The following is a 15000-nucleotide window of genomic DNA, read 5'->3' on the forward strand; positions in this document are numbered from 1 at the left end:
ACGTTATCTAGTTTTGAAGGAACAAATCCTTCATATGTTTGGTGACTATGGCAAAGAGGCCACACCCGTTCCCATGCCGAACACGGAAGTTAAGCTCTTTTGCGCCGATGGTAGTTGGGGGTTTCCCCCTGTGAGAGTAGGACGTTGCCAAGCAAAATGAGAGAATCAGCTTTTATAGCTGGTTCTTTTTTGGTGTTATGATTATTTTCTTCTTTAGGTATTATATAAAACCGTGAGGTTTTAAATGTAATAGAGTGAAAAACAAAGTAGGGTCGGGTTTCGAGAATCGAAGTAGACAAGGAAGTGAGCGAAGGAGAACCGGAGTGTACTGCGTACACGAGGATCACAGAGAGCGAAGCTGACGCAGGATACTGAAGGTTATCGGAAGCCGACCGCCGAACACGGAAGTTAAAGCTCGTGCGCCGATGGTAGTAAAATTGATCTTCTGCTAAGGTCACCACATCCTGTGGCAACGCAGAAGTCAGGCCATCCATGGCCAAGTCCTGTGAGAGTAAACGTTGCCAAGCAAAGCGAGAGAATCAGCTTTTATAACTGGTTCTTTTTTGGTGTTATGATTATTATTTTCTTTAGGTATTAAATTGATACCATAAATAACAGTACAAATAGCAAATAAAAACGCTTGGATTTGATGAAATAAACCGTTCCATTTTGAGGTACATAGGTGGAAAATTGATATTAGAAATGGCATACGAATCGACATATACCATTTTCCTTTTATATAGGGATTTATAATACCTCTTATAGTAAATAAAACCACTAATGACAAAATAAATTTAAAGGACAATGCTTATTGGACACTCAAAATTAAGTGTCAATTGGGATGTCCATTCTTACGATATTTCTAAATACATCAGAAGTCATCTCCTAAATTTAGTAGCCATTGATAGTTAAATTAAGAGGAGATTTTCCGGTTAAATTACGTAATAAGGCTTGGTTCGGGGTATATAAGCGGAGGTTTTCCGCTTAAGCAATGCAAAATGATCCATTTTGACGTTTTTTGTGTAAATAGTCGGAATTCTTCCGTCTATTTAAGCTATTTTAAGTGCTATTTCGTAATTAAGGGAAATTTCTCCGCTTATTTATTAAACCATGCTGATTCCCTCATCTCTTGGTCCTTGAGGGTTCGCTCTTTATTTTTATTTATGGGTGTCAAAGAGGTGTCAAATCTGTTGTCAGATTGCACGTCTTTGTTCAAAGATAAGAAAGTATAAAAGTTTGTACCTAGTTTTAGTGTCTAGCTCCGGGCGCCATCGGACCTGAGGTCATAAGCCAATCCCTTCACGAAGGCAAAAAACGCCTTCAGCCAGGGCTCGTCTTATGCTTGACTTGCACAGGATGTGCTGATGTCGATGTTCGACACAGGACGTGGCGCGTTTTAATCGACGCGCCGATAGGCGGGCGCCCCTTTCGCTTTTCTTATTAGCTAATACTAGTTCCTTCATTTCTTTTGTATTAAAGTATAAAGGGTATTAAGAGTACCTTCGTTTTTCGTGTCACCGATTTAATTGTTTTTCCAAGAATTGAAAAAGCAAATAGGGTACTTTTTCAGTAGATATAGATAAAAATTGATTAATAAAAGGATAATCATTGCTCGAGTAGGAGTGTAGTAATTCACTCCACCACTCAGTTTCATAACGTGAAATCATACTTAGATTATATAGTAGCAAATAATGTATCATTACTTCAGGTAACTTTGTTAAATTATCACGGCTTTTTGGTAAGTAATAGGATTCTTCATATAAGTGAAATAGTAAGGGTGAACAGTTTAGAGGTGTTAAGTATTCAGTATGTTCGTTTGCAAGTAAGAATGTCATTTTTTGCTGTGGACCTTCATTTGTTCGTTGTTCGTCCTTATCTAAAGTAAATTGTACAGGAAACATTTCCAAGACAAAATCTTCAAACCGGCGTAAAGTCATATGATAATCATCAAGTATTGTAGTTGGAATTGTAATTTTTCGGTCAGTTACCTTATCTATTTTGCAAAAATGGTCTGATTGATAATGTAGAGAATAAAGTTTACTCATTTCTGGTAATCTTCTTAGTAGTTGATCCATCGAATATTTTTCTCCATCTAAATGTTTCACATGGAACATTTTTTCAGAAAAATGTGTAAAAAGGCCACTCTTCTGGACTTTTACTTCGTCCTGTGAGAATTCATAGCTTTGTTTTTTTCTTTTTCTAGTCGATACTCCGTGGGCCAACACTGAGGTTGATTCAGGATATTGCGGATCTACTGTTAGTAAACAAGCCTTTAACAGTTGGACCATCCCGTAAAATAATAAAACTGGTTTTATAGAAAATGGTGCACTGGCTGCTAGTTGATAATAGTTTTGACCATGTTCTAAGTAATAAATAAAAGGATAGCAATTATCATAGCTCTTTTTATCGGCATCCGCGAACTTGGACCTTCCATAGGTTTTTAATAAAAGGCTTTGTATAGTACTTGCCGAATGAAACGAAGTAAATGATTTCCATATAAATCGGTGACTTATCAAATGTTATTACCTCCATTTTCCCAGAGGTGCTTAATTTTGCTCTAGAAAGGGTTGTATAATATCTTTTAGGATTACACATCTTCTGCTTTTTTATTAATATTATTATCCGCGTTATAAGAGCATAATGTTACTGTAATTAATTACACTTACTTGCATATTATTGTTTGAATTATCTAACATATCGTATCATCCTTGACAGTAGTTTAACCAGTTGTTAATCTACTAATAATATTTTTAGACATTAAAGGGGGATTTTTAACGTGTGGGAAACAAAATTTGCTAAAGAGGGTCTTACATTTGATGATGTACTATTAGTACCATCAAAATCTGAGGTACTTCCACGTGATGTTAACACAAGTGTTACTTTAACAAAAAACTTAAAGTTAAATATCCCAATTATGAGTGCAGGAATGGATACTGTAACTGAAGCAGAGATGGCCATTTCAATGGCACGTCAGGGTGGTATCGGGGTCATTCATAAGAATATGTCAATTGAACAACAAGCTGAGCAGGTAGATAAAGTAAAAAGATCGGAAAGTGGAGTTATTACTGACCCATTTTATTTAACTCCTGAACATCAAGTCTACGATGCAGAGCACTTAATGGGGAAATATCGTATTTCCGGTGTGCCAATTGTCAACAACTCAGATGAACAAAAACTTGTAGGGATTTTAACGAACCGTGATTTGCGTTTCATTCAGGACTACTCGATTCTAATCTCCGATGTTATGACAAAAGAAAATCTTGTTACAGCACCAGTTGGAACAACACTAGAACAAGCAGAGAAAATTCTGCAGAAATATAAAATTGAAAAGCTTCCTTTAATTGATGAAGATGGAGTTTTGAAGGGTTTAATTACAATTAAAGATATAGAAAAGGTAATTGAGTTCCCACACTCAGCAAAGGATCAACACGGACGTTTATTAGTTGGTGCAGCAGTTGGGGTAACAACTGATACAATGCTACGTATTGAAAAATTAGTTAAAGCAAATGTTGATGTGATTGTTGTTGATACAGCACATGGCCATTCTGCTGGTGTATTAGAAACAGTCCGTACAATTCGTAATGAATATCCTGACTTAAATATAATTGCTGGTAATGTCGCAACAGCAGAGGCGACTCGTGATCTAATAGAAGCTGGAGCAAATGTAATAAAGGTAGGAATTGGACCAGGATCTATCTGTACAACACGAGTTGTAGCGGGTGTTGGTGTTCCTCAGATTACGGCTGTATACGACTGTGCTACAGAGGCTAGAAAACATGGTGTCGCAGTTATTGCAGATGGTGGAATTAAATATTCTGGTGATATTGTCAAGGCGTTAGCTGCAGGTGGTCATGCTGTCATGTTGGGTAGTATGTTGGCAGGTGTTTCTGAAAGTCCTGGTGAAACTGAAATCTTCCAAGGACGACGTTTTAAAGTATACCGTGGAATGGGTTCAGTAGGAGCAATGGAAAAGGGAAGTAAGGATCGATATTTCCAAGAGGAAAATAAAAAATTTGTACCAGAAGGAATTGAAGGAAGACTTCCCTATAAGGGTCCTCTTACAGAGACAATCTATCAGTTAGTAGGTGGGATTCGTTCTGGAATGGGCTACTGTGGGACAAAGGATTTACAGGAGCTTCGTGAAAGTGCACAATTTGTGCGTATGACTGGAGCAGGTTTAAGAGAAAGTCATCCCCATGATGTTCAAATTACAAAAGAAGCACCAAATTATTCATTATCTTAGGTAAAAATACCCATACAAATTGGTTCATTTTACTACTAGAAAGACAGGGTGTAATACTCTGTCTATTTTTTTTGAAGTGAATATGTTAAAATTACCTTTGGTCATCAAAGTAATCCATTCTTACACAATAAAAAGTATTTGGAGGGGCGGCACATTGAAAAATAACAAACGATGTAGGATGATCGTAAGTATTCTCACAATCTTCTTACTGTCTTTCTATATTAATAATTCAAATAGTGTACTAGCTGAAACAGACCCATTAGGCATTGAGGCAGAAGCAGCAATACTAATAGAGGCTTCAACAGGCAAAATTTTATATGAAAAGAATGCTGATAAAGTTTTAGGTATTGCAAGTATGTCTAAGATGATGACTGAATACTTACTTTTTGAAGCATTAGCCGAAGGAAGAGTAACATTGGATCAGCAATATAATGTAAGTGATTATGTCTATAGAATCTCTCAAAATAGAAGTTTATCAAATGTTCCGTTAAGACAAGATGGAACTTATAGTGTTCAAGAATTATATGAATCAATGGCAATTTACTCTGCAAACGGATCTACGATTGCGTTAACAGAAATCATTGCAGGTTCTGAAACTAATTTTATTAAAATGATGAACGATAAAGCAGCTGAACTTGGATTACAGGACTATAAGTTTTATAATTCTACAGGCTTAAATAATAAAGATCTTGCGGGAATGCACCCTGAAGGAACTGGACCGACAGATGAAAATGTGATGTCTGCAAGAGCAACAGCAAAATTGGCATATTATCTTTTAAAGGATTTTCCACAATTATTAGAAACAGCTAGCATTCCGAAAAAGAAATTTCGTGAAGGTACAGATGATGAAATTAACATGGATAATTGGAACTGGATGCTACCAGGGTTAGTGTATCAATATCAAGATGTGGATGGTATTAAAACCGGTTCCACAGATTTTGCGGGCTATAGCTTTACAGGTACTGCAGAGCGTGATGGAGTACGTTATATTACAGTAGTTATGAATACAGATGGTTATAAAGCACGTTTTGATGAAACTAGAAAAATGCTAGACTATGCTTTTAGTAACTATTCAATTGAAGAGATTTATCCAGAAGGCTACCAAGTTAAAGATCAGTCTTTTTTACCTGTTGTAAAAGGGAAGGAAAAAGAAGTTGAGATTGAATCTAGTGCTCCTATCAATGTTGTATTAAAACGTGGTGAACAGGAAAAGGATTTATATAAGGCTGAATATGTACTTGATAAAGAGTTACTATCAAAAGAAAATGAATTAATGGCACCGATTAAGAAGGGAACAAAAGTCGGTCAATTAGTCGTTTCCTATAATGGAACAAATAACTATGGATTCATCACACCTGAGGGTGAGAATACTTTAAAAGCCGATTTAGTCACTATGGAAGACGTTGAAAAAGCAAATTGGTTTACGTTAATGATGAGAGGTATTGGCGGATTCTTTGGTGATATCTGGTCAAGTGTCTCTGATACAATCAAAGGATTATTTTAATTGAGTGGCTCCTGCTTTTTATAGCAGGGCTTTTTTTAAAAGATAAGAAAGTATAAAAATTTGAACCTAGTTTTAGGGTCTAGCTCCGGGCGCAATTGGACCTGAGGTCAAAGGCTATCCATCCGACTCGTCTTATGCTTGACTTGCACAGGATGTGCTGATGTCGATGTTCGCCACAGAACGTGGCTGGTCTTTTTCGACGTTCCACGGAGGTCTGCGCTTTTCACATTTGTCCTTTTGTATATAACCCATATAAGTTTTTATGAGTATAGACGATTTTAATAGGATTTTTTTGAAAAATGAGGTAAAATAATGGACAGATGCATTTTTTAGTAGAGAGTGAATGATGTTCCTCTTTTAAAAGAATGCTAAATATAGTGTAGATCTAAATTGAATTTGTTTTTCTAACTTAAACAAAATGTCATTAGTTGTAGTGCTGGTTATTATTCAGTACAATAATGATAAAATCATTTAGTACATATAGGAGGATTACTAAGTATGGCAAACATAGGCACAGATCGTGTAAAACGTGGTATGGCAGAAATGCAAAAAGGCGGCGTAATTATGGACGTTGTCAATGCAGAACAAGCAAAAATTGCTGAAGAAGCGGGTGCTGTTGCTGTAATGGCTTTAGAACGCGTACCTGCGGATATCCGTGCAGCTGGTGGGGTTGCTCGTATGGCAGACCCGACAATTGTTGAAGATGTTATGAATGCAGTTACGATTCCAGTAATGGCAAAGGCTCGTATTGGGCATATTGTTGAAGCACGTATTTTAGAGGCTATGGGTGTGGACTATATCGATGAAAGTGAAGTTTTAACACCAGCTGATGAGGAATATCATTTGTTTAAACGTGACTTTACAGTACCATTTGTATGTGGCTGCCGTGATTTGGGTGAAGCAACACGCCGCATCGCAGAAGGTGCTTCAATGCTTCGTACGAAGGGTGAACCTGGTACTGGCAACATCGTTGAGGCGGTTCGCCATATGCGTAAGGTAAACGCTCAAATCAGAAAAGTGACTGGGATGAGTGAAGATGAATTAATGACAGAAGCTAAAAATTTAGGTGCACCATTCGAATTATTATTACAAATCAAGCGTGAAGGCCGTCTTCCTGTTGTTAACTTCGCTGCAGGTGGTGTAGCTACACCGGCTGATGCAGCACTTATGATGCAGCTTGGTGCTGATGGTGTATTCGTAGGATCTGGTATCTTTAAATCAGATAACCCGGCTAAATTTGCACGTGCGATTGTTGAAGCAACTACGCACTATCAAGATTACGAATTAATTGCAAAACTTTCAAAAGGATTAGGTTCTGCAATGAAAGGAATTGAAATCTCATCACTATTACCAGAACAACGTATGCAAGAGCGCGGCTGGTAAGAGAGAAGGAGTAATATAATGGTGAAGATTGGAGTTTTGGGTCTCCAAGGAGCTGTTCGTGAACATGTACATTCCATTGAGGCATCAAATGCAGAAGCTATTGTGGTAAAAAGAATAGAGCAATTAGAAGAGGTAGATGGACTTATTATTCCAGGCGGAGAAAGTACTACAATGCGTAGGTTAATCGATAAATATAGCTTTATGGAACCTTTGCGTGATTTTGCTAACTCCGGGAAACCAATGTTTGGTACATGTGCAGGACTAATTATCCTAGCGAAAAATATTGTTGGTCATGATCAACCACATCTTGGATTAATGGATATAACTGTTGAGCGTAACTCATTTGGTCGCCAACGTGAAAGTTTTGAAGCAGAGCTCGTTATTCCTAATATTGCAAATGACTTTGTAGGTGTTTTTATTCGTGCCCCTCATATTGTAGAGGCTGGTGAAGATGTTGAAGTACTGGCTAAGCACAATAACCGAATTGTTGCCGCTAGACAAGGTCAATATTTAGGCTGTTCATTCCATCCAGAATTAACGGATGATCATCGTTTTACCAAATACTTTGTACAAATGGTTGAAGAATCGAAAGAAAAAAATCTAGTATAAAAATATTGCAACATGCACACAATTATAGTAAATTATAAATTACTAAAATCACATGGTTAAAAACTATGACAGGAATTAGTAACATTCATTTTTTCTTAAGAGAGTCGGTGGTTGGTGTGAACCGGTGTAAGATGTTTGTGAATCCATCCTTGAGTAAAATACTGAAGTCATTTACTTAGTAGGTATTTTCGGTTAAGAGCCGTTATTTCTTATTCAAGAGGAAGATATCTTTAATATCTTCAACTAGGGTGGCAACGCGGGTTAACTCTCGTCCCTTTTTTAGGGACGGGAGTTTTTTGTTTTTTTGGAAAGAATAACCTTTGTCTTTAAACTAGTTTCATCTAATGCGTTAGGATTCGTAAGGTGCATTAAGGCCCATCTCAAAATTTTAAACCTTATCGGTGGTTTAGGTGGGTGATAAACTGAACAACTGCCCCTAAAGGTCCGATAATTTCAACTAACAATCAATCAATCGGGATGAAGAAAGTGCCACTGATTGAAGTTTCACTTTATTTTAAAATAAATACTAAGGAGGCAATTGACAATGCTCGATTTAAAACATTTTCGTGCTAACTTTGAGGAAGTAAAACAAAAGTTAGAACACCGCGGGGAGGACTTAACAGATCTAGGGAAATTTGAAGAACTAGATGTTAGACGTCGCGAATTAATTCTTAAAACGGAAGAATTAAAAAGTAAGCGTAATGAAGTTTCTGGACAAGTTGCAGTATTAAAACGAGAGAAAAAGGATGCAGAGCATCTAATCACTGAAATGCGTGAGGTTGGAGATGAAATTAAGGTGCTTGATGATGATCTTCGTCAAGTTGAGGATCAGCTAGAGTATTTATTATTATCTATACCAAACATCCCACATGATAGTGTACCTATTGGTGAAACTGAAGATGATAATGTTTTAGACCGTAAATGGGGAGACTTGCCGCAGTTTTCTTTTGAAGCTAAGCCCCACTGGGAAATTGCAGATGGTCTTGGAATAGTAGACTTCGAAAGAGCATCAAAAGTAACTGGAAGCCGTTTCGTCTTTTACAAGGGCATGGGTGCGCGGTTGGAGCGTGCTTTAATAAGTTTTATGTTAGATCTTCATGTTGATGAGCATGGCTATGAAGAAATATTACCACCATATTTAGTAAACAGAGCGAGTATGACAGGTACAGGTCAACTGCCAAAGTTTGAAGAAGATGCATTCCTAATTGAAAGTGAAGATTATTTTTTAATTCCTACAGCTGAAGTTCCTGTTACAAATCTTTATAGAGATGAAATTTTATCTGGAGAAGAGCTACCACTAAAATATGCTGCATTTAGTGCATGTTTTAGGTCTGAGGCGGGTTCTGCAGGGCGTGATACTAGAGGGTTAATACGCCAACACCAATTTAATAAAGTTGAACTTGTCAAATTTGTTAAACCTGAGGATTCTTATGATGAACTAGAAAAGCTTACAGCTAATGCTGAGAGAGTTCTACAACTCCTTGGACTTCCATACCGTGTCATGAGCATGTGTAGTGCAGATTTAGGCTTCACGGCTGCAAAGAAATATGATATTGAAGTATGGATTCCTAGCTATGAAACGTATCGTGAAATCTCATCTTGTAGTAATTTTGAAGCTTTCCAAGCACGTCGTGCTAATATCCGCTTCCGTCGTGATCCTAAGGCAAAACCAGAGCATGTTCATACATTAAACGGGTCTGGTCTTGCAATTGGACGTACAGTAGCAGCGATTTTAGAGAACTACCAACAAGAAGATGGAAGTGTCATTATTCCAGAAGTACTTAGACCTTATATGGGGAACAAAGAAGTTATTGGACGTAAGTAAATAGCTAAGAAGAAGGAAATTATAGTCCTTCTTCTTACAATTTCACATAAAATATAAAGTTTTTTTAAACTTGTTGACACCCAATTGTTTAATATGATATATTAGTTCTTGTCGAAACGGAGGAATACCCAAGTCCGGCTGAAGGGATCGGTCTTGAAAACCGACAGGGGTGTAACAGCCCGCGGGGGTTCGAATCCCTCTTCCTCCGCCATTTTATTTTCGACATTAAAATCTAAAATAGCGCATAAATTTTGGAGATTATAATTCGTTACATTTATGTAACGAATTTTTTGTTGTTTAGGAATTTATAAAATTGTAAGGTTGTGTATAACTTCGTGTCTTTGTCTTTCTACGTCTATCTCCAGGCGCCATCGGACCTGAGGTCATAAGCCAAGCCCTTCCCGAAGGCAAAAAACGCCTTCAGTCAGGGCTTGTCTTATGCTTGTCGCCGATAGGCGGGCGCCCTGCGCTTTTCTTATTGTTACATATAAAAAAAGATAAGTCTTCCGGGTAGGAAGGCTTATCTTTTTAGCAGCTGAGAATGATGTAGGGCATTCGATATTTTTTCGATAATAGGTTCAATTGTTTGTTCTTTTTGGATGATATCATACTCATTAATATTAATTCGTAAAACCGGACAGGCGTTAAAGCTATTTATCCACTTTTCATAACGTTCATGCATTTCTTCCCAGTACTGGGCAGGAGTTTGTTGTTCCATTGGACGCCCGCGCTCTTTAATACGTGCTAGAATATCATCTAGACTACCTTCTAAGTAGACTAGTAAATCAGGGTGTGGGAAATACGGTGTCATGACCATTGCATCAAATAAATTTGTATATGTTTCATAGTCAGTTGGTGTCATTGTTCCTTTATCATAGTGCATTTTAGCAAAGATCCCAGTATCCTCATAGATAGAACGATCTTGAACAAAACCTCCGCCATATTCAAAAATCTTCTTTTGCTCCTTAAAGCGTTCGGCTAGGAAGTAGATTTGAAGGTGGAAACTCCACCTTTTAAAATCAGCGTAAAAAGGATCTAAATAAGGATTTGTATCTACTTTTTCTAAGGAAGTACGAAAACCTAACGAATTTGCTAGCGCATTAGTGATTGTAGACTTTCCAACTCCTACCGTACCAGCGATTGTGATAACTGAATTAATAGGTATGTCGTATTTATTTCGCAAATTCATGTTGTTCATCTCCTTTGTAAATCGTTTTCTCAATTTTATTTATCATCAATTGTAAATCAGTATTATTTTGAACAAAATCTAATTTATCGCCATTAAAACGAATGACTGGTATGTGGGGATATGTTTGCTCAAAACGTTGCATAGCTAGTTCATAGTCCGATGAAAGTTGACTTAAATAAGCAGGAACAATGCTTTTTTCAATATCGCGCCCACGCATTTGAATTCGTTTAAGTAATGTTTCTAAACTAGCGTGTAAATATATGACAATATTAGGAACTGGCATGTCATCTGTTAAGATATGATAAATTTGAAGGTATTTATTATATTGAGGAGTTCGTAATGTTCTCTGTGCGAATATTAAATTTTTAAGAATATGATAATCACTTACAACAGGCTTTTCTATTTGTAAATATAAGTGATTAATATCTTCAAGTTGTTTGTATCGATTACACAGAAAAAACATTTCTGTTTGAAAGCTCCACTCATCTATATTCTCATAGAACTTCCCAAGAAATGGGTTCTCATCCACAATTTCTTTTAGCAGCGCAAACTGGAAGTGTTCTGATATTGATTTAGCGAGTGAGGTTTTTCCAACACCGATAGGACCTTCTACTGTAATAAAAGGTGTTTGGCTCATCTCGTCGTCCCCCTTTAAATGAAAAACAAAATCTGTCGAAACCTGCTCAAATTTAATATAGCACTATTCGTTTCTTAGTTTGCTACATACCCGACTCCTATGAATATATTAAAATAAAAAAGATAAAATTTATTTTAACACAGACAGAAGGTTCATGGGGGAATCTTGTCGAAAAATAATCAGGAACTTATAATCAGTCATATACGTTTATAACTTAAATCTAGATCGTGTAAAAATTAAAATTATTTATAATGTCAATACTAATAACAGTAGTTTGGTAATCATTATAAAGAATATTTTTTAAAAAATATTTTCCGCCTTGTATCTACTTGAGAACATAAAAAATGAGGTTATGTAGGGAGTTTTTATATGTACACTGATGAATATTTTATGAGCCTAGCGATTAGAGAAGCAAAAAAGGCTGAAGAGATTGACGAAGTTCCGATTGGAGCAGTTATTGTAGTAGATAATAAAGTAATAGCATCCGCACACAATTTCCGTGAGACAAAGCAACGCTCGATAGCACACGCAGAGTTGTTAGCTATAGATAAGGCATGTAAAAAAATAGGATCATGGCGGTTAGAAGGAGCAACATTATATGTTACACTTGAACCATGCCCAATGTGTGCGGGTGCAATTGTTTTATCTCGTGTAGAAAGAGTAGTTTATGGTGCAAGTGATCCTAAAGCTGGATGTGCCGGAACACTGATGAATCTTCTACAAGAAGATCGTTTTAATCATCAAGCAGAAGTAGTTGCAGGTGTTCTAGATCAAGAATGCGGTAATTTGCTAAGTAATTTCTTTAAAAAAATACGCAAACAAAGGAAAGTAGAGAAACAGCAAAAGAATCAGCAGTAACCTATAAGGCAATGTTCGCTTCAAATATTTTACAGTTCATTTGCATTGCATTTTCCGTGAAAAGCAGATATACTTATTCTTGCGTCGGAAATTAGTTGGCCAATAAAATATGGTATCAATTTTGCCGTGCTAAGCGGGGAGGTAGCGGTGCCCTGTACTCGCAATCCGCTCTAGCGAGGCCGAATTCCTTTCTCGAGGATAGTCCACTGTAGGGTCTGCCTCAAGTAAGTAGTGTTGACGTTTGGGTCCTACGCAATGGGAACCCACGAACCCTGTCAGGTCCGGAAGGAAGCAGCAGTAAGTGGATCATCACATGTGCCGTAGGGTTGCCTGAACCGAGCTAACTGCTTGGGTAACGCTTATGGTGGCTATTCGACAGAAGGTGCACGGTAAAATTGATCCCATAATAAAACTCATCCGTTTTGGGTGAGTTTTTTGTGTTTATGCAGGAATTTTAAAATATTTTATCGCTTTAGTCGAAAATACAAGTTGTATAACGAATACTTAACAATCATTTTGAAATTATTCTTTTAAATGCTGTATAATAAATAGTGGAATAGTAGAGGGAGGGCGAGTTTGTGGCGTATCAAGCATTATACCGAGTCTTTCGACCAAAAATATTTCAAGATGTTGTAGGACAAGAGCATATTACGAAAACACTTCAAAATGCCCTTCTCCAAGAGAAGTTTTCACATGCATACCTCTTTTCAGGACCACGTGGTACAGGGAAGACAAGTGCAGCTAAGATCTTTTCGAAGACTGTTAACTGTGAGAGAGCGCCTGTTTCTGAACCTTGTAATGAATGTAACTCCTGCAGAGGTATATCTGATGGATCAATTTCAGATGTAATTGAAATTGATGCTGCTTCTAACAACGGTGTTGATGAAATTCGGGATATCCGTGATAAGGTAAAATATGCACCTAGCGCAGTAAAATATAAGGTGTACATAGTGGATGAAGTCCATATGTTATCAATCGGTGCGTTTAATGCATTACTAAAGACCCTTGAAGAACCGCCCAAACATGTTATTTTTATTCTAGCTACAACAGAACCACATAAAATACCTTTAACCATTATTTCGAGATGTCAGCGTTTCGATTTTAGGCGTATAACCGCACAAGCTATTGTCAATAGAATGAAAGTGATTATTGAAGATCAGCAGGTTAGCGTGGAAGAAGCTGCGTTACATACTATCGCAAGAGCTGCTGAAGGTGGAATGCGGGATGCACTAAGTCTGTTAGACCAAGCGATCTCGTTTAGCGATGATGAAGTCAGTTTAGATGATGTATTGTCAATTACAGGCTCAGTATCACAATCTTTTTTATCCAATTTAGTGAAAGCGATTGATGAACGAAATGTTTCATGGGCATTAAAAACACTAGATGATTTAATGAATCATGGTAAAGATCCGATGCGATTTATAGAAGATCTGATATTCTATTACCGTGATATGCTTTTATATCAGACTGCTCCACAGCTTGAAGAGACATTAGAACGTGTAATGGTCGATGAACAATTTTCGGTACTGGCTAATAAAATACAAAAGAGCATAATCTATGAGGTCATAGATATATTAAACAAGAGCCAGCAAGAAATGAAATGGACAAATCATCCGAGAATATTTCTAGAAGTGGCTTTGGTTAAATTGTGCCAACAAGATGAGCCACAAAGCATGCAATCAATGCCAGAAGTTGATACACTTATAAATAGAATTAAACAACTAGAGAATGATCTCCAGGAATTAAAAGGAAAAGGGATTGCTGTATCAAATGTGGAATCTCCAAAGACTGAAAAAAGGCCACAGAAAGTAGCTAGAAACGGCTATAAGACACCGATAGGAAGATTAATTGAAATCCTAAAGCAAGCAACACGTCAAGATCTTGAACTTTTAAAAAGTCGTTGGGGTGCTATGCTTGAACAGTTACGTAAACAAAATAAAGTTTCACATGCAGCACTTTTAACAGATAGTGAACCAGTTGCTGCCTCAAATGGAGCATTTGTATTAAAATTTAAGTATGAAATCCATTGTAAAATGGTTGCCGAAAACACTAATAGTGTTCGAGACAATTTAGAAAACATCTTATTTGAACTAACAAATAAACGCTATGAAATGGTTGCTGTACCTGATGATGAATGGGGTAGTATAAGAGAAGAGTTTATACGTGGGCAACGTAATGAAAGTGATAGCACTGAGGAAGAGGAAGATCCACTCATTGCTGAAGCTAAGAAAATTGTAGGTATGGAACTCATTGAAATACAAGAATAATGTAATTTTAAAAGGAGGCACACACACATGATGCGTGGCGGAGGAATGGGTAATATGCAAAAAATGATGAAACAAATGCAAAAAATGCAAAAGGATATGGCAAAGGCACAAGAGGAATTATCGGAAAAAACAATTGAAGGAACAGCGGGCGGTGGGATGGTTACCGTTGTCGTTAATGGACAAAAAGAAGTAATCGATGTAAAAATTAAGGAAGAAGTAGTAGATCCTGAAGATATCGAAATGTTGCAAGATTTAGTGCTTGCCGCAACTAATGATGCCCTTAAGAAAATGGAAGACCTAACCAATGAAACAATGGGACAATTCACTAAAGGAATGAATCTACCAGGAATGTTCTAATTGCTGTTGTCTATACAGATAAATGGCTATTATAGGGGGAAATTAGATAGATGCATTATCCTGAACCGATATCAAAGTTAATAGATAGCTTTATGAGATTGCCAGGCATAGGTCCTAAAACTGCCGTC

12 protein-coding genes, 1 tRNA gene, 1 rRNA gene, 1 other RNA gene and 1 other annotated feature (1 of these 16 only partly in view) are annotated in these 15000 nt (G+C 37.0%); of the genes, 12 read left to right on the plus strand and 3 right to left on the minus strand.

The genetic code is table 11. The features are described 5' to 3' along the window. Nucleotides 1-37: 37 nt before the first annotated feature. Nucleotides 38-153: ribosomal RNA gene (gene rrf, locus PY093_RS20455) — 5S ribosomal RNA — on the plus strand. A gap of 1361 nt (nucleotides 154-1514) precedes the next feature. Here rrf and PY093_RS20460 read toward each other — a convergent pair. After that, entirely contained in the window at nucleotides 1515-2516 is a 1002-nt protein-coding gene (locus PY093_RS20460) for a YaaC family protein (protein WP_275647618.1), read from the minus strand. Nucleotides 2517-2776: 260 nt separating this feature from the next. On the opposite strand from PY093_RS20460, the gene guaB reads away from it, so the two are divergent. The 6 genes from guaB (at nucleotide 2777) to PY093_RS20490 (ending at nucleotide 9775) form a co-directional block, all read left to right on the plus strand. Next, a complete protein-coding gene (gene guaB / locus PY093_RS20465; RefSeq protein ID WP_275647619.1) occupies nucleotides 2777-4243 on the plus strand; it encodes an IMP dehydrogenase in 1467 nt (488 codons plus the stop codon). Between the two features lie 178 nt (nucleotides 4244-4421). Next, on the plus strand, nucleotides 4422-5747 hold the full coding sequence (locus PY093_RS20470; RefSeq protein WP_275647629.1) for a D-alanyl-D-alanine carboxypeptidase family protein: 1326 nt from the start codon (nucleotides 4422-4424) through the stop codon (nucleotides 5745-5747). Between the two features lie 498 nt (nucleotides 5748-6245). Beyond that, complete coding sequence (gene pdxS / locus PY093_RS20475; RefSeq protein ID WP_275647620.1) at nucleotides 6246-7130, plus strand: pyridoxal 5'-phosphate synthase lyase subunit PdxS; 885 nt, start codon at nucleotides 6246-6248, stop codon at nucleotides 7128-7130. 18 nt (nucleotides 7131-7148) lie between these two features. Then, nucleotides 7149-7739 (plus strand): pyridoxal 5'-phosphate synthase glutaminase subunit PdxT, encoded by a 591-nt coding sequence (gene pdxT, locus PY093_RS20480; RefSeq protein ID WP_275647621.1) that lies wholly within the window; start codon nucleotides 7149-7151, stop codon nucleotides 7737-7739. A 56-nt stretch (nucleotides 7740-7795) separates the two neighbouring features. Continuing rightward, nucleotides 7796-8018, plus strand: a binding site (T-box leader). Between the two features lie 265 nt (nucleotides 8019-8283). Then, a complete protein-coding gene (gene serS, locus PY093_RS20485; RefSeq protein ID WP_275647622.1) occupies nucleotides 8284-9564 on the plus strand; it encodes a serine--tRNA ligase in 1281 nt (426 codons plus the stop codon). 118 nt (nucleotides 9565-9682) lie between these two features. Next, nucleotides 9683-9775: transfer RNA gene (locus tag PY093_RS20490), tRNA-Ser, on the plus strand. 309 nt (nucleotides 9776-10084) lie between these two features. On the opposite strand, the gene PY093_RS20495 is transcribed toward PY093_RS20490, so the two are convergent. Both PY093_RS20495 and PY093_RS20500 read right to left on the minus strand, forming a co-directional pair. Further along, nucleotides 10085-10753 carry a deoxynucleoside kinase gene (locus PY093_RS20495; RefSeq protein WP_275647623.1) on the minus strand — a complete coding sequence of 223 codons (669 nt, stop codon included), beginning with the start codon at nucleotides 10751-10753 and terminating at the stop codon, nucleotides 10085-10087. Continuing rightward, nucleotides 10737-11390 (minus strand): deoxynucleoside kinase, encoded by a 654-nt coding sequence (locus tag PY093_RS20500; RefSeq protein WP_275647624.1) that lies wholly within the window; start codon nucleotides 11388-11390, stop codon nucleotides 10737-10739. Before PY093_RS20500 ends, PY093_RS20495 begins: the two co-directional genes overlap by 17 nt. Nucleotides 11391-11759: 369 nt before the next feature. Here PY093_RS20500 and tadA point away from each other — a divergent pair, with 369 nt between their 5' ends. From tadA to recR, 5 genes are all read left to right on the plus strand, one after another. Next, nucleotides 11760-12248, plus strand: a complete 489-nt coding sequence (gene tadA, locus PY093_RS20505) for a tRNA adenosine(34) deaminase TadA (RefSeq protein ID WP_275647625.1) — start codon at nucleotides 11760-11762, stop codon at nucleotides 12246-12248. A gap of 124 nt (nucleotides 12249-12372) precedes the next feature. Continuing rightward, an RNA gene (gene ffs / locus PY093_RS20510) (signal recognition particle sRNA large type) lies at nucleotides 12373-12638 on the plus strand. 188 nt (nucleotides 12639-12826) lie between these two features. Continuing rightward, on the plus strand, nucleotides 12827-14515 hold the full coding sequence (gene dnaX, locus PY093_RS20515; protein ID WP_275647626.1) for a DNA polymerase III subunit gamma/tau: 1689 nt from the start codon (nucleotides 12827-12829) through the stop codon (nucleotides 14513-14515). Nucleotides 14516-14545: 30 nt separating this feature from the next. Continuing rightward, the gene (locus PY093_RS20520; RefSeq protein WP_275647630.1) at nucleotides 14546-14872 is read left to right on the plus strand and encodes a YbaB/EbfC family nucleoid-associated protein; all 327 of its coding nucleotides are present in this window, start codon (nucleotides 14546-14548) and stop codon (nucleotides 14870-14872) included. A gap of 50 nt (nucleotides 14873-14922) precedes the next feature. Beyond that, nucleotides 14923-15000, plus strand: partial view of a recombination mediator RecR gene (recR, locus tag PY093_RS20525; RefSeq protein ID WP_275647627.1) — the 5' portion only. The gene runs 519 nt beyond the window's last position; 78 of the gene's 597 nt are visible here — the first part of the coding sequence; its start codon is at nucleotides 14923-14925; the stop codon falls past the right edge of the window.

Source organism: Cytobacillus sp. S13-E01 (assembly GCF_029193815.1).
Classification (GTDB): Bacteria; Bacillota; Bacilli; order Bacillales; family Bacillaceae_L; genus Bacillus_BV.